Genomic DNA, 15,652 nt, shown 5'->3' with positions numbered 1-15,652 from the left:
CCCGGCCAAAGCCGGGTTTTGGGTCAACCGATCACTGCATCCACGGCGGAGGCGGTTCTTCGGCTTTGCTTGGTGGCGCATCGTCCGCCGCCCGAATCGCTTGGCGACGCTCTTCGTCGAGACGGGCCGCCTCGATCTCGCGCATGATCCCGCCGACGTCCGCCAGTTCTTCCGGCTCGTCGAACTCGCCGGTCAACACGCTGGCCGGGTGCAAGGTGCCGGCTTCGTACAACGCCCACATTTCCTTGGCATACTTGGTGCGTTTCAACTCCGGTGCAAAACGACCGAAGTACGACGCCATGTTGCCCACGTCCCGCTCCAGCATGCTGAACGCGTGGTTGTTGCCCGCTGCATCCACTGCTTGCGGCAGGTCGATGATGACCGGGCCGGTCGGCGTCAGCAGCACGTTGAACTCGGACAGGTCACCGTGCACCAGACCGGTACACAACATCAGCACGATTTGCGAAATCAGGTAAGCGTGATACTCGCGTGCCTGGTCCGGCTCCAGCACCACATCGTTCAGGCGAGGCGCGGCATCGCCGTACTCGTCAGCCACCAGTTCCATCAGCAGCACGCCTTCGAGGAAGTCATACGGCTTGGGCACCCGCACCCCGGCACTGGCCAGGCGGAACAGCGCCGCCACTTCGGCGTTCTGCCAGGCGTCTTCGGTTTCCTTGCGGCCAAACTTGGAGCCCTTGGCCATTGCGCGAGCCTGCCGGCTGTTGCGCACCTTGCGGCCTTCCTGATACTCGGCCGCCTGACGAAAACTGCGTTTGTTCGCCTCCTTGTAGACCTTGGCACAACGCAGCTCGTTGCCGCAGCGCACCACATAAACAGCTGCTTCTTTACCACTCATGAGTGGGCGCAGCACCTCGTCGACCAGACCGTCCTCGATCAGGGGTTCAATGCGTTTTGGAGTCTTCATCAGCTTTTATTGTGGGTCCTTTATTACCAAACACGCGAAAGTCATTCGTTATACGGCAATCCTCTCATTCGGGGGAGGGGTTGCCGACCTATGAACGTTCCCATGAACATCAAGATGCACACAATGTGCCGGATTAATCAGGCAAAACTCATCGACCGCCCGGGATCATAGCTGAGCGAGAACCACTTGTTGACGACGGAGTGCCAAGGTATTTGCGACAGAATCTAACCTCGATCCCTGGCGTTCGCAGGATTTTTCTCAAAAGACCTCAATTTCCCCGCGCTTCAGCCGAAGTCATTAGAGAGAAAAGGAATTGTCTGACAATCGCCTCAACAATAATCAAGAAGGCGCGCTCAAGGATCGGGGCGTATCAAACGTTTTCGGCTGCCAATAATCCGCGAGTCATCAGTACTGCGTGGGCCTACAAGAAAAACTGGAGCGCGGATGAACATCAAACAGAAGTTGACCTGGGCGTTTGCAATCATCGCCTGCTTGCCCGTGGTGCTGGTCGCCACCCTCGTCGTGCTGAACTTGCGCAGTGATGCCAAGGACAATTTTGTCGACGGCAGTGGCCGCGAGATTCGTCAGGTCAGCAATGCCATGCAACTGTTCTTTGATGGCATCAGCCAGAACGTTGACTACCTGGCCACCCAACCGCTGATCAAGAACTCCGACGACAGCCTCAAAACCTACATGAGCGCCAACGCCGAGAGCATTCCCCAAGGCGAAATGGACAAGAAGGTCTTCGCCCTCCTCCAGGACCTTGGCAACAGCCACCCGGCCTACGCCTATGCGATTCTCGGGACGGCGGCGGGCGGTTACGTATCCTGGCCGGACGATGCGAAGCTGAGCAATTACGACCCGCGCCAGCGCCCTTGGTACAAGGCGGCCCAGGCCAAGCCGGGCAAGCCGCTTCGCACCGAGGCCTATTACTGGGCTCAGGATGACGCGACCTACGTCAGCACCGTGCGCACCATCGATAACAAACTGGGCAGCAATGGCGGCGTGGTCAGCATCGACGTGACGCTCAAGCAGCTCACTGAAATCGTCAAACAGATCAAACTCGGCGAAACCGGCTACCTGATGCTGGTGGAAAACACCGGCACCATACTGGTCGATCCCAAGCAGCCGGAACACAACTTCAAAGCCCTGAGCAGCCTCGGCGACGGTTACGCGCAACTCGGCAAGGCCGGCAAAGGGCTGGTGGAAGTTGAGCTCAATGGCGAGCGCTACATGGCCAACGTCTGGCCGTCGGAGCAACTGGGCTGGACCTTTATCGGCCTGATCAAGCAGACCGATGTGATGAGCTCGGCCACTCAACTGACCTGGCTGATCGCGATCATCGCAGCGGTACTGGCGGTGTTCTTCGCCATCGTCGGCGCCAGTTTCGCCAGCCTGATCGTGCGGCCGATCCGCAGCGTGGCCAGCGGCCTGGAAGGCATCGCCCAGGGTGAAGGCGACCTGACCAAGAATTTGTCCATCCGTGGCAGCGATGAAACCGCGCAACTGGCCAACTGGTTCAACCAGTTTCTGGCGGCGATCCGCAACCTGATTCAAAGCATCGGCGGCGCCGCGACCAAGATCCTCGCCACCTCCAAGAGTTCGACCCAAGTGTCCAGCGACATGGCCGAAGCCGCCGGGCGTCAGCGTGAAGCGGTGGACATGGTGTCCACGGCGTTCCACGAAATGGTCGCCACCGCCAACGAAGTCGCGCGCTCTTGCAGCCAGGCCGCCGAGTCGGCCGACAGCGGTCAGCGCCAGGCCCGTGAAGGCCAGCAGCAGATCGATGCCGCGGTGAGCAGTGTCGATCGCTTGAGCCAGGAAATCGAACAGTCGGCGCAATCGATGCAACAGCTTGAGCGCGACAGCAACGACATTCAGTCGATCCTCGGGACCATCCGTTCCATCGCCGAACAGACCAACCTGCTGGCCCTGAACGCTGCCATCGAAGCAGCCCGGGCCGGTGAACAGGGTCGTGGCTTTGCGGTGGTGGCGGATGAAGTTCGCGCCCTGGCCAAACGAACTGCCGATTCCACGGCTGAAATCGACGGCCTGCTGGGCAACCTGGCCAAGCGCACCAGTCAGGTGACACAGCAGATGCATGCGAGCCTGGAGGTGTCTCAGCAATCGGTGACCCGCATCGGTGAAGCGCGCAGCAGCTTCGGGCAGATCCGTGAGTCGGTGGATGTGATTCGCGACATGAACACTCAAATCGCTACGGCGGCTGAGGAACAGCATCAGGTGGCCGAGGACATCAATCGGCATATCAGCCAGATTCATGGTGATGCGCAGTTGGTGGCGGAATTGGCAAACTCGGCGCGGCTGGACTCTCAGAGCCTGGCAGGGTTGTCGAATGAGCTGGACGGGTTGGTTCGCCGCTTCAGAACCTGAAGTCACTGATCCAACTGGTCGAAATAGATACCTGTGGCGAGGGAGCTTGCTCCCTCGCCACAATTACTGTTTGAACAACTCACCAGGGGTAAACCCGAACAACCCCTTGAACGCCGCAATAAACGCCGACGTCGAGTCATACCCGCAAGACAGCGCGGCATTGGTCACGCTGTCCCCCTCCTCCAGCAAACTCAACGACGACAGCAGCCGCATGCGCTGCCGCCAACTGCGGAAGCTCAACCCGGTCTCGCGCTGAAACAGCCGCATCAGGGTTTTCTCCGACATGCCCAAACGCTCGGCCCATTCCTGCAAGGTCACCGTGCACTCAGGACTTTCGATCAGTTCGTTGCACAAACCCAGCAGTCGCTCATGCCGGGGCAGCGGCAAGGAAAACCCCACCTCCGGCAGACTCGCCAACTGATCGAGCAGCACGCCCACCAATCGCGCCTCCTGACTGTCGCCCTGTGGATACTCCACCGGCAACTGGCAAAAGCGCTTGATCAACTCCCGGGCCAATGGCGTAACTTCCAGCACCCGACAACGCTCGTCCGCCCATTGGCAGTCCTCGCGGCGCACGTACAGGCTGCGCATTTCGGCACGCATCGAGGTCACGACCTGATGCTCGAGATCCGCCGGAATCCAGATGCCCCACTGCGGCGGCGCAAAGAAACTGCCCTCGGCGGTGTGCACGCCGAGAACACCGCTGATGGCGTAGGAAAACTGCACCCAATCATGACGATGAGGCGGCGTCCACGAACCGGCGTTCAGGCTTTCCGCCCGCGCATACAACGGACGCGGCAACACCGTCAGCGCCGGGATGGTCCGCTCGAGGGTAAGTTGTCCGTTAGTCGGCATTGATTGGCCTTATGTCGCAAGACGGCTGACAGGGCCGACGTTAGGCTAAGTCATCAATTCTTACAAATGGATTCGGTGCCGGTTATGCATGCCTTCAAACACCTTAAACGCGTGGTCACCGACTGGTTCTTGTGCGGCATGCTGATCGCCACGCTGCTGGCGTATTTCTTCCCGACCTTCGGCGCTACCGGCGGCGGGATGCATGCCGAGTGGGTGATCAACATCGGCGTGTTCCTGGTGTTCTTCCTGCACGGGGTCAACCTCTCCAGCGAACAGATCCGCCACGGGCTGAAAAACTGGAAGCTGCACGTGATGGTCCAAGCCTTCACCTTTGCGGTGTTTCCGTTGATCTGGCTGCTGAGCGACACACTGCTGGGCTCACACATTCCATCGTTGCTGATGCTCGGTTTCCTCTACCTCTGCGCCCTGCCCTCGACCATTTCCTCATCCGTGGCCCTGACCGGCAGCGCGGGCGGCAACGTACCGGCGGCGATTCTCAACGCGAGCCTGTCCAGCGTCTTGGGGATTTTCCTGACACCGTTGCTGGTGAGTTTCGTGGTCGGCAGCGGCGCTGGCGGCATCGACCTGGGTTCAACCCTGCTCGACCTGTGCGCGATGCTGTTGTTGCCGCTGGTACTCGGGCAATTGCTGCGGCCATGGCTGGGCAGGTTTTTCGCTCGGCACAAGCGCTACACCAACATCGCCGACAAACTGGTGATCCTGCTGCTGGTGTACTCGGCGTTCTGCAACTCGATGGTCTCGGGGATGTGGCAGCAACAGGGCAACAGCGTGATTCTCACGGCGTTGATTGGCAGCGCGATTCTGCTGGCGATCATCCTGTGGATGACCACCCGCACCGCCCACGCGCTGAAGTTCAGCCCCGCCGACGAGATCGCCGCGGTGTTCTGCGCCAGCAAAAAATCCCTGGCGGCCGGAGCACCGATGGCGGCGTTGATCTTTGGTGCCAACCCCGGCCTTGGGTTGATCCTGCTGCCAATCATGATCTACCACCCGTTGCAGCTGATCGTGTGCTCGGTGATGGCCGAGGGTTACGCCAACCGCAACCGGCAACTGGCCGCGCAGCAAAACGCGGCAGTGCTCAGCCCTCAATAATCAGCGCTCGATAATCGCCGTCACGCCCTGACCGCCGGCGGCGCAGATCGAAATCAACCCTCGGCCCTTGCCCGCCGCGTCCAGCAGCTTCGCCAGGTTGGCGACAATGCGTGCACCGGTAGCGGCAAACGGATGCCCGACGGCCAGTGAACTGCCTTTGACGTTGAGGCGACTGCGGTCGATGGAACCCAGCGCCGCGTCGAGGCCGAGACGGGTTTTGCAGTACTCCGGATCTTCCCAGGCCTTCAACGTGCACAGCACCTGCGCGGCAAACGCTTCGTGGATTTCGTAGTAATCGAAATCCTGCAAGGTCAGGCCGTTGCGCGCCAGCAATCGCGGCACCGCATACACCGGCGCCATCAGCAGCCCTTCGGCACCGTTGACGAAATCCACCGCCGCCGCCTCGCCATCGCGCCAATAGGCAAGCACCGGCAAACCGCGCTCCTTCGCCCATTCCTCGCTGCCCAACAGCACCACCGATGCACCATCGGTGAGTGGCGTGGAGTTGCCCGCGGTCAGGGTGCCCTTGGTACTTTTCTCGAAGGCCGGTTTCAGTGAGGCGAGTTTTTCCAGGGTCAGCTCCGGGCGCAGGTTGTTGTCCCGGGTCAGGCCGAGGAACGGCGTCATCAGATCGTTGTGCCAGCCTTCGGCGTAGGACGCCGCCAGTTTCTGATGGCTTTCGAGGGTCAGCCGATCCTGCTCGTCACGCGGGATGCCCCAGGTCTGGGCCATCAATTCACAGTGTTCGCCCATCGACCGGCCGGTGCGCGGCTCGCCGATACTTGGAAAGTCCGGGATCAGGTGTCGGGGACGCAATTGCAGGAAGGTTTTCAGTTTGTCAGCGGTACTTTTGGCACGGTTGGCTTGCAAGAGAATCTTGCGCAAGTCTTCGTTGACGCCGATCGGCACGTCCGAGGCCGTGTCGACACCACCGGCAATGCCACATTCAATCTGCCCCAGGGCGATTTTGTTCGCCACCAACAACGTCGCCTCCAGCCCCGTACCGCAGGCCTGCTGGATGTCGTAGGCCGGCGTCGTCGGCGACAACCGCGAGCCCAATACGCATTCGCGGGTCAGGCCGTAGTCGCGCAAATACTTGAGCAAGGCCCCGGCCGCCACTTCGCCCATGCGCACACCGTGCAGGTTATAGCGCTCGATCAAGCCTTCCAGCGCTGCGGTGAACATCGCCTGGTTACTGGCAGTGGCGTACGGCCCGTTGGACCGGGCAAAAGGAATACGGTTACCGCCGATAATCGCGACGCGGCGCAGCTGAGTCATGAAAAAAGCTCCTTCTGATAGTCAATGGTGAACACACATCCCTGTGGGAGCGGGCTGCAATTCCTGAAAGACCTGCTAAACCCAAGCTCAAACCAACCTGCAATGTTCAAGCGTAGGCCTTATCTCGTGGATCGAACGACTAATTGCCATTCCTGGTCCACACTTTTAACCCCGGCTTCTGGAGCGTGATTCATGTCTGACCGCTATATCGACTTCGCCAATTCGTCAATCGGCCATCGTGTGGTCGGTGCCCTGGGTCTGCCGTCGCCGGTACGGCTGGAACGCTGGCAAGCAGGCCGATTGCGGCCTGTCGAGGGGGCGCTGTTGATAGGCGGTGGCCCGCTGACGGAAAAAATCAGCACCCTCGCCAACCGCTTGACCGACACGATTTACAGCTACGGCACCGACCCGACCCTGGCCACCGCGTGGATTCCCGGCCACGGCCAGAAACTCAAAGCCGTGGTGTTCGACGCCAGTGACCTGGTGCAGGTCGATCAGCTGAAACAGCTGCGCGAATTCTTCCAGCCACTGATGAAAAACCTCGATCACCATGCGCACCTGGTGATTCTCGGTCGCGCGCCGGAGACCTTGAGCGACCCGTTCGCCGCCAGCACCCAGCGTGCCCTGGAAGGCTTCAGCCGCTCGCTGGCCAAGGAACTGCGCAACGGCGGCACCTTGCAGCTGATCTATGTCGGCGAAGGGGCCGAAGATCAACTCGAAGGCCCGTTGCGGTTTTTCCTCTCGCCCAAAAGTGCGTTCATTTCCGGACAAGTCATACGTTTGAAGGCGTGTGCGACGCAGGTGATGGACTGGACGCGCCCCTTGTCGGGGCGCAAGGCACTGGTGACCGGGGCAGCCCGGGGCATCGGCGCCTCGATCGCCGAAACCCTGGCCCGGGACGGTGCCGAAGTGATCCTGCTCGACGTGGCGCCGGCCAAAACCGACCTCGACGCCCTGGCCGCGCGCCTCGGCGGGCGCAGCATCACCCTGGACATCTGCGCCGAAAACGCCGCCACGCAACTGATCGAACACTTGCCCGACGGCGTCGACATCGTGGTACACAACGCGGGCATCACCCGGGATAAAACCCTGGCCAACATGACCCCGGAATTCTGGGACGCGGTGCTGGCGGTCAACCTCAACGCGCCGCAAGTGCTGACCAAGGCGCTGCTCGACAGCGGCACCCTGCGCGACGACGGCCGAGTGATCCTGTTGGCGTCCATCAGCGGCATCGCCGGCAATCGCGGGCAAACCAATTACGCCGCGAGCAAGGCCGGGCTGATTGGCCTGGCCCAGGCCTGGGCGCCACTGCTGGCAGGGCGCGGCATCAGCATCAACGCGGTGGCACCAGGGTTTATCGAAACCCAGATGACCGCGCATCTGCCCTTCGGCGTACGCGAAGCCGGGCGGCGCTTGAGTTCGTTGGGCCAGGGCGGCCTGCCGCAAGACGTCGCCGAAGCCGTGGCCTGGATGGCACAACCAGGCACCGGAGCGTTTACCGGGCAAGCACTGCGCGTGTGCGGGCAAAGCGTGTTGGGAGCCTGACCATGACCACCGACTGGCACACACTCAATAGCGAACCGGGCCTGCAGACGCTGTATTTGAGAGCGGCGACGCGACGCAAAATCACTGGCACCGCACTGCCTGAGCTGGGTTATCACTGTTGGGTCAACGTCGATCCGAAACGCCTGGAGGCTTATCGCAAAGTGTGTGGTTTCGCCGACAACGGGCTGCTGCCACCGACGTATCCACACATCCTGGCGTTTGCCTTGCAGATGCAGCTGCTCACCGCCAAGGCGTTTCCCTTCCCGCTGCTGGGGCTGATTCACTTGAGCAATCGCATTCGAGTCATGCGCCCCATGGGCGGCGTGAGTCGCGTGCGGGTCAGCGTGAAGGTGCAGAACCTGCAACCCCATGCCAAGGGCGCGACCTTCGAATTAGTGACGACGCTCGACGACCAATTGGGGCTGCTGTGGGAAGCTGAAAGCCAGATGCTCTGTCGCGGGGTCAAACTGGCAGGCGAGCCTGTCGAGCAAGCGTTTGCATCAACGTTGTCGCTGACCGAAGTAGCCCACTGGAAAGCACCGGCGGACATTGGTCGCCGATACGCCAAAGTGTCTGGAGACTACAACCCGATTCACCTGAGCGCGATCAGCGCCAGACTCTTCGGTTTCCCCAGCGCCATCGCCCATGGCCTGTGGAACAAGGCGCGCACCCTGGCAGCCCTGAGCGATCATTTGCCGACGGCCAACGTCGAGATTGCGGTGCAGTTCAGAAAACCGGTGCGTTTGCCCAGCGAGGTGACGCTGATGTCCAGCGCGGCGGGGTCCAGTGGAGATTTCCAGTTGATGGGGGCCGGGGAGATCGAGCATATGGTGGGGCAGTGGCGGCCGGTTGCCTGATGGATTGTGGTGAGGGGGCTTGCCCCCTCGCCACAGTACACTCAGGAACTCATCAAACCCCGAGGCTGCGGAAACAAATTGTTCAACGTCTCCAACAACCGCACGTGATAGATCGGCTTGCGAAACAGATCCAGCACCTGCAAGCGCAACATGTCACTCACATCCTCCATATCCGCATGCCCCGACGTCACAATCACCGGCAAATGCTGACGAGCCGTGTGCTCACGCAGACGCTTGATCAACGAGATGCCGCTTTCCTCCGGCATCCGCAAATCAGTAATCACCAGCGCAATATCAGGATGGCGAGTCAAATGATGCAGGGCGAGCTTGACCGACGTTGCCGTAAAACACGTAAAGCCCTCGCCCTCCAGCAACTCCGCCAGTTCCAGTAACGCATCCTCCTCATCATCGACCAGAAGAAGCTGTTGCCGAGGGAGGGCTGGAGCGTTCATGGGGTAACACCTGCAATGGACTGAGCCTTGACGTTAGAGGCCCTTTACGGGATTGGCAAATGACTGCCCATTGCCAGCCTTCAAATCAAAGCGCGTTTTGAAGCGTGAGAAACATTGCGGAGACCCTCGTGGAGATGGGTGTCACAAACGCCGCAAGCGCGAGTGCCACCATGCCTGCAATGATCGCGTACTCGATGCCCGAAGCGCCTTCGGTGTCTTTGGCAAGGTCTTTGTAAAAAGCGATTTGGGATTTGATCTTCTGAACCGTCTTAGTGAAGAACATGACATGTCTCCTGAATGACAGCGGATGTTGCACGACCGCAACATGATGCCCCTATGCCAGCATCAGCATTGTCGGCAAACCCATGCCCAACAACTGTAAGAACGCATTAATACTTAAGCAGTAACCGGTTGATTAACGTCACAAAACAGTACTTTGGGCATCAGCCCGTTACTTTTGTCAGATATTTATCGCCCTGTGATGGCATTTTGCTTTACCTGCGCTACCGTCAAATAGCGAAACAGTCCCACGCTCATGACTGCCTGATTGCGAAGTCATCTCGTTAGAGTTCTTGGGGGCGTTACGCGCAGGAAAGGGAGAAAGCCTTCATGAACAGCCGCGTCACCCTTGGCCTGGCCGGGCTGTTCCTGGCAGGCGCCATCATTGCCGGTTACTGGGGGCTGGCGCTGAGTCGCCAACCGGCCCCCGAGCCTGTCGCGCAAATCGGCACATCAACGCCCTCGATACAGGTCTCGGTGGATGACCCGACCCGCCAACCGGTGGTGGTGCTGCTGCGTGATATCGCACCGTTCGAGCAGATCACCGCCGCCGACGTGACCCTGGAAAAACTGCGTACTGCCCCCGTCGGCAGCCTGACCCGTCTCGATCAAGCCATTGGCCGTACACCCTGGCACGCGCTCACCGCCGGCAGCTGGCTCAATGATCAGAGTTTCGAAGCCGGCGGTACGCTGGCGCGGATGATCCGCGCCGATGAACGCGCCCTCGCCGTGGCGGCGGATGATGTGATCAATGTCGGCGGCCAATTGAGCCCCGGCGACTATGTCGACGTCCTGCTGTTTCTGCGTATGGACACCAACAACCTCCAGCAGTCGGCCCAGGTCGTGGTCCCGGCGTTGCGCGTACTCGGGGTCGGCGAGCAGTTGGGGCTGACGAACGATGGCAAGCCTGCCAACCCGGCACTCAGCCATGAAGAGAAACTCAAGCAGGAACAACTGCGTTCCAGCGCCCGCACCGTGTTGCTTGCCGTCCCTGAATCCCTCTTGAGCCGCCTGATGCTCGCGGCACAGGTCGGGGTTTTGCGTCTGGCTGTGCGCAGCGCCGAGGAACAACGCCTGAGCCAATACTGGGCCGGCCGTGGTGACTCATCGGCGAGCCTGGCCAATGCCAACCGCGAGCTGGTGCAGTTCAGTCAACTGGCCTTGGCCGGCACTCCACAATCCCCCGCCCCCAGAGGCGCAGCACCGCGCAAGCCGAGCGTGGAAGTCATCCGCGGCAATGCCGTCACCCAACAAACGCCCTGAATCGAGCGAGGACTCTCCATGCGCAGATGTTTCACGCCGCACTTCCGCGAAAACGGCCACGTCGATAAACACGGCGGATTATCGCAATGAGCCAAAGCCAGAACCTGAGCCAGACCTTCCTCGCGATCACACGCAACAGCACCGACTTGGAGTGGCTGCAAGGGGCGCTCGCCCCTTTGGGCCGGGTGATCAGCGCCGGTGGCGGCAACCTCGACGAGCTCCTGACGCTGGTGGACGTGACCTTCGCCAGCCTGGTGTTCGTGGGCCTGGACCATGAGCATGTGGTGGCCCAGAGCGCGTTGATCGAGGGAGCCCTGGAAGCCAAACCGATGCTGGCGATCGTGGCCCTGGGCGATGGCATGGACAACCAACTGGTGCTCAATGCCATGCGCGCCGGAGCGCGGGATTTTGTCTCTTACGGCTCGCGGTCCAGTGAAGTCGCCGGCCTGGTGCGACGCCTGAGTAAACGCCTGCCGACCGTGGCGCCGAACACCCAACAGGTTTCACAAGGTGGCCTGACCGTACTTTACGGCGCGCAGAGCAATGGCGACGGCGCGTTGCTCGCCAACCACCTGGCGCACGTGGTGCAAAAGAGCGGCCAGCAAACGCTGTTGCTGGATCTGGGGCTGCCCCGTGGCGACAGCCTGGCCTTGCTGGGGTTGGAGAGTTCGTTTCATTTCGGCGATGCATTGCGTCACCTCAGGCGCCTCGACGCAACGCTGATCGACAGCGCCTTCACCACCTGCGACGCCGGGCTGCGAATCCTCGCCTACGCCAGCAACGATGAACCGCTCGAACAGACCAGCGCCGCCGAGCTGTACATGCTGCTCAGTGCCTTGCGCCAACATTTCCAGCACATCGTGGTGAACCTCACCGGCCAGTCGGACAGTGAAGCATTGCGCACCTTCATCAGCCATTGCGACAAGTTGCTGTGGTACACCGATCAAAACGTGCTCGACTGCCGACGCAACCTTGAGGTGCTCAGCCGCTGGCGCGAAAAAGGCCTGAAGCTCGACCACGCCAGACTGCTGGTGGACCGCTACCTGCGCAGCGTCGCGCCGGACTCCGACACCTTGGGCAAAACTTTCGGCATGGAGGTGATCGCGGTGTTTGCCTACAGCCCGGAAGTGCGGCTCAACGCCAAGAATCAGGGCATGAGCCTGTTCGAACTGGCCCCACGCGAGAGCCTGACGCAAAGCCTGCGTGCCCTCGGCGAATGGCTGGCCAAACGCTCCGAAAGCCTGGATAAACCCAAGGCCGGCTGGTTCAACCGGTTGAGGGGCGTGCAATGAGCGGGGAAAAACTCTTCGGCGCGCCCTCGCACGGACCGACCGGCAATACCGACCACGAAGGCCTGAAGCTGGTGCTGCACCGCTACATCATCGACGCCATCGAAGAGTCCGGGAAAAACCTGCTGGAAGGGTCGCGGCCCATGCTGTCGCAGTTCGTCACCGACAAAGTCGCCGAGTACATCGCCCGTCTGCACCTGGCGATTTCCCGCTACGAGATGGAACGGCTGGCGGAAGAAATCGTCGACGAACTCACCGGTTTCGGTCCGCTGGAAGTGCTGCTGCGCGACTCGGCGGTGACCGAGATATTGGTCAACGGCCCGCACCGGGTGTTCGTCGAACGTGAGGGAGTGTTGCACCTTAGTGACCTGCGGTTCATCGACGACCACCACGTCGAACGGGTCATGCAACGAATTCTCGCGCCCCTCGGCCGACGGCTCGATGAGTCTTCGCCGATGGTCGATGCGCGCCTGCCCGATGGCAGTCGGGTCAACGCGATCATTCCACCGATCGCCCTCGACGGCCCATGCCTGTCGATTCGGAAGTTCCGCAAGGACATGCTCAAAAGCACCGACCTGATGGCGATGCAATCCATCGACCAGGCGATCTTCGAGTTCATTCAGGAGGCCGTGGGCAAGCGTTGCAACATCCTGGTCAGCGGCGGTACCGGCACCGGCAAGACCACACTGCTGAACATTCTCAGCCAATTGATCGCCCCTCACGAACGGCTGGTCACCATCGAAGACGTCGCCGAGCTGCAACTCGGCCATCCTCACGTGGTGCGCCTGGAAACCCGGCCGCCGAATGCCGAAGGCCACGGCGAAGTGAAGGCCAGCGACCTGATTCGCAACGCGCTGCGGATGCGCCCGGACAGGATCATCCTCGGCGAGATTCGCGGCGTCGAAGTGGTCGACGTGCTCACCGCCATGAACACCGGGCACGACGGCTCCATGAGCACCGTGCACGCCAACAACGCCCAGGATGCGCTGTTGCGCCTGGAGACGCTGGTGGGCCTGACCGGGCGGCTCATCGCCGAACGCACCCTGCGGCAAATGATTTGCGCGGCGCTGGATGTAGTGATCCAACTGACACGCCTGCCCGATGGCCGCCGCTGCATCAGCGAAGTGGTGGAGGTCGTCGGTATTCGTGACGACGTCTACGTGACCAACACCCTGTTCCGCTTCGACCGACACACCGGCCGCGGTTTTCTGCGCGAGGCAGCCAACCCCGCCGGCGACAAACTGCGTCGCGAGTCGGCACTCTCTCCCTTGGCATATTGAGGGTCACGGTATGCTCAAACCGGCGCTGCTCATCCTGCTTTGTCTGACGCTGTTGGGGGTGTCGATCCGTTTGTTCTACAACAGTCTGCGCCAGGCCGGCATCGACCGAACCCTCGGCCGCCTGACCCAGGGACAACCGCAACTGACGGTGGCGAAATCATCCTGGTCTGGCCTGGAACGAGCCTTTCTACGCGCCGGCCTCGGCCGTCCCACCGAACGTATCGGGTCGTGGCTGCTGCTCTGGGCCTTTGGCGTCCTGCTGGGGTTTGCCCTCGCGGGCTGGATCGGTTTGTTGATGTTGCTGCTGGTGCCGCCCCTCGCTCTGCGGCTGTACATCAGTTGGCGTTATCAGCGCCGGCTCAAGCGCATGATCGAACAACTGCCGACGCTGCTCGATCACACCGTGCGCAGCCTGAAGTCCGGACGCACCCTGGCCGATGCAGTGCTGGGCGCCATCAACGCCGCCGAAGCGCCACTCAAAGACGCCATGGGTCGGGTTCAGCGCAACGTGCACTTGGGCGTCAGCCTGCCGGACGCCGTTTCAGACCTCGCCGAGCTGTATGAGAAAGACGAATTTCGCCTGTTCGCGCTGGGCCTGAAGGTCAATCACCGCTATGGCGGCAATGCCAGTGAGCTGTTCGAAAACCTGATCAAAATGATCCGCGAACGAGACCAGGCGGCGCGCCAACTGCGCGCCATGACCGGCGAAACCCGCGTCACCGCCGTGGTCCTGGGCCTGATGCCTGTGGGGCTTGCCGGTTACTTTTTGGTGTCCAATCCGAAATACCTGCTGGCTATGTGGCACAGCGGCTCGGGACAAATGATGCTGGCGACCGCGTTCGGTTTACAGGTCGTGGGCTGCCTGGCGCTGTGGCGCATGTTGCGAAGTGTATGAAAATCGCCCTGCTGCTGAGCGCACTGCTGTTTCTGGCGGCCACGCTGTTGCTGCTCAGCGGCCTGCTGGACCAGCACCGGCGTGCGCGCCAGGTAGCCCTACGGCTGGACGGCAAACCGCTGAGCGACCATCGCGTCAGTCACTGGCTACAACTGCTGGGCGACAGCCGCATCGGTCAGCGTTCGATCCAACTGGACAACGAAACCCAGACCCTGCTCAACCGCCTCGGCTGGCGCAGCGCCCGACAACGCTCGCTGTTCGCCGCCTGCCAGATCGGCACACCGGTGCTGGCGTTGGCCCTGTGCCTGTTGATTCAGGGCCTGTTCTTCCCGCAGGTGAACAACCACTGGATCACTCCAACCCTCGCCACCGCCCTCGGCTACCTGCTGCCCAAACGCTTACTCGCCGCCGCCGCGCAGCAGCGGCAAAAACAACTGGCGATCGAGGTATCAACCTTCATTCCACTGCTGCGCATCCTGTTCGAATCCGGCATGGCGGTGGAACAGTCCCTGCGAGTGTTGAGCATCGAAAGCAAACAACTGCTACCAGCCCTGACCCACGAATTGCGCCTGATACTGGCGCGGGTCGATTCCGGTCTAGAACTGGGCGAAGAACTGAACAAGGCCACCCAATTGCTCGCGGTGGACGAATTCACCGACACCTGCGTGATCCTTCAACAACTGATTCACCAGGGCGGCGGCGCGATGAAATCACTGCTGGGGCTCAAGCTGCTGCTCGATGACCGACGCCTGACACGCTTGCAGGAATACATCTCCAAGATGTCCGCAAAAATGTCCGTGGTGATGATGTTGTTTCTCTTCCCGGCATTGCTGATCGTGCTGGCCGGACCAAGCTTCACCGCGCTGGCGCGGGCGTTTGGTTCTTGAAAGACCGACAATCCTGTAGATACTCTGTTCACGGTCAAGCTTTTAGCAGATGTTTTTCGCTGAAAAGCTTGGCCGTATCGAAATCCTCTCCAGCGCGTATGCAGGCCCACAAGCCTGTCAGGTATTTGCGCATAACCGCACAGATGGCCTGCATTTTTCGTTTTCCACGACCGACTAGCACGTCGTAAAAAGCCTTCACATAAGGATCGCAGCGGATCGCTGACATGGCAGGCATGAACATCGCCGAGCGCAGGTAGGCGTTGCCACCCTTGCTCAGGCGTCCGGGCTTGTCGATGCTCGTTCCAGACTGGGTCAGTCGCACGTCCAGCCCTGCATAACGACT

General features: G+C 61.0%; 15 protein-coding genes and 1 pseudogene. 10 read left to right on the top strand and 6 right to left on the bottom strand.

Annotated features, from left to right (window positions below):
- Positions 1–31: 31 nt before the first annotated feature.
- A complete protein-coding gene (locus tag AF70_RS28925; protein WP_018928388.1) occupies positions 32–925 on the bottom strand; it encodes a PA4780 family RIO1-like protein kinase in 894 nt (297 codons plus the stop codon).
- Positions 926–1,369: 444 nt separating this feature from the next.
- Between AF70_RS28925 and AF70_RS30150 the strand changes: the two are divergent.
- Positions 1,370–2,458, top strand: a pseudogene (locus AF70_RS30150) (cache domain-containing protein); the annotation flags it as partial.
- A 90-nt stretch (positions 2,459–2,548) separates the two neighbouring features.
- Positions 2,549–3,316, top strand: coding sequence for a methyl-accepting chemotaxis protein (locus AF70_RS30145; protein WP_370694472.1), 768 nt, complete (start codon positions 2,549–2,551; stop codon positions 3,314–3,316).
- A 63-nt stretch (positions 3,317–3,379) separates the two neighbouring features.
- Here AF70_RS30145 and AF70_RS28915 read toward each other — a convergent pair whose 3' ends face one another.
- Positions 3,380–4,171 carry a helix-turn-helix transcriptional regulator gene (locus AF70_RS28915; protein WP_028940376.1) on the bottom strand — a complete coding sequence of 264 codons (792 nt, stop codon included), beginning with the start codon at positions 4,169–4,171 and terminating at the stop codon, positions 3,380–3,382.
- Positions 4,172–4,255: 84 nt separating this feature from the next.
- Here AF70_RS28915 and AF70_RS28910 point away from each other — a divergent pair, with 84 nt between their 5' ends.
- A complete protein-coding gene (locus tag AF70_RS28910; RefSeq protein WP_028940377.1) occupies positions 4,256–5,284 on the top strand; it encodes a bile acid:sodium symporter family protein in 1,029 nt (342 codons plus the stop codon).
- On the opposite strand, the gene AF70_RS28905 is transcribed toward AF70_RS28910, so the two are convergent.
- A complete protein-coding gene (locus AF70_RS28905) occupies positions 5,285–6,562 on the bottom strand; it encodes an acetyl-CoA C-acetyltransferase (RefSeq protein WP_028940378.1) in 1,278 nt (425 codons plus the stop codon).
- A 192-nt stretch (positions 6,563–6,754) separates the two neighbouring features.
- Between AF70_RS28905 and AF70_RS28900 the strand changes: the two genes are divergently transcribed.
- Positions 6,755–8,107, top strand: a complete 1,353-nt coding sequence (locus AF70_RS28900) for a 3-oxoacyl-ACP reductase (protein ID WP_018928393.1) — start codon at positions 6,755–6,757, stop codon at positions 8,105–8,107.
- Between the two features lie 2 nt (positions 8,108–8,109).
- Positions 8,110–8,964, top strand: coding sequence for a MaoC/PaaZ C-terminal domain-containing protein (locus AF70_RS28895; protein WP_019651895.1), 855 nt, complete (start codon positions 8,110–8,112; stop codon positions 8,962–8,964).
- A 41-nt stretch (positions 8,965–9,005) separates the two neighbouring features.
- Here AF70_RS28895 and AF70_RS28890 read toward each other — a convergent pair whose 3' ends face one another.
- Together AF70_RS28890 and AF70_RS28885 are read right to left on the bottom strand one after the other, a co-directional pair.
- A complete protein-coding gene (locus tag AF70_RS28890) occupies positions 9,006–9,416 on the bottom strand; it encodes a response regulator (protein WP_019582293.1) in 411 nt (136 codons plus the stop codon).
- 85 nt (positions 9,417–9,501) lie between these two features.
- The gene (locus AF70_RS28885) at positions 9,502–9,699 is read right to left on the bottom strand and encodes a Flp family type IVb pilin (RefSeq protein WP_028940379.1); all 198 of its coding nucleotides are present in this window, start codon (positions 9,697–9,699) and stop codon (positions 9,502–9,504) included.
- Positions 9,700–10,025: 326 nt separating this feature from the next.
- Here AF70_RS28885 and cpaB point away from each other — a divergent pair, with 326 nt between their 5' ends.
- The 5 genes from cpaB (at position 10,026) to AF70_RS28860 (ending at position 15,309) form a co-directional block, all read left to right on the top strand.
- Entirely contained in the window at positions 10,026–10,958 is a 933-nt protein-coding gene (gene cpaB / locus AF70_RS28880; RefSeq protein WP_028940380.1) for a Flp pilus assembly protein CpaB, read from the top strand.
- 86 nt (positions 10,959–11,044) lie between these two features.
- The gene (locus AF70_RS28875) at positions 11,045–12,250 is read left to right on the top strand and encodes a pilus assembly protein (RefSeq protein WP_028940381.1); all 1,206 of its coding nucleotides are present in this window, start codon (positions 11,045–11,047) and stop codon (positions 12,248–12,250) included.
- Positions 12,247–13,527 carry a CpaF family protein gene (locus AF70_RS28870; RefSeq protein ID WP_019582289.1) on the top strand — a complete coding sequence of 427 codons (1,281 nt, stop codon included), beginning with the start codon at positions 12,247–12,249 and terminating at the stop codon, positions 13,525–13,527. Before AF70_RS28875 ends, AF70_RS28870 begins: the two co-directional genes overlap by 4 nt.
- Positions 13,528–13,537: 10 nt before the next feature.
- Positions 13,538–14,422 carry a type II secretion system F family protein gene (locus tag AF70_RS28865; RefSeq protein WP_028940382.1) on the top strand — a complete coding sequence of 295 codons (885 nt, stop codon included), beginning with the start codon at positions 13,538–13,540 and terminating at the stop codon, positions 14,420–14,422.
- Positions 14,419–15,309, top strand: coding sequence for a type II secretion system F family protein (locus AF70_RS28860; RefSeq protein ID WP_028940383.1), 891 nt, complete (start codon positions 14,419–14,421; stop codon positions 15,307–15,309). Before AF70_RS28865 ends, AF70_RS28860 begins: the two co-directional genes overlap by 4 nt.
- Positions 15,310–15,343: 34 nt before the next feature.
- Here the strand turns inward: AF70_RS28860 and AF70_RS28855 are convergent.
- A partial coding sequence (locus tag AF70_RS28855; RefSeq protein WP_169342507.1) for a transposase occupies positions 15,344–15,652 on the bottom strand: 309 nt, incomplete at its 5' end.

Source organism: Pseudomonas sp. KD5 (assembly GCF_012932895.1).
In the GTDB taxonomy this organism is placed as follows: domain Bacteria; phylum Pseudomonadota; class Gammaproteobacteria; order Pseudomonadales; family Pseudomonadaceae; genus Aquipseudomonas.
Note: the sequence above shows the minus strand (reverse complement) of the source record. Positions and strands in the feature narration are given on the sequence as shown.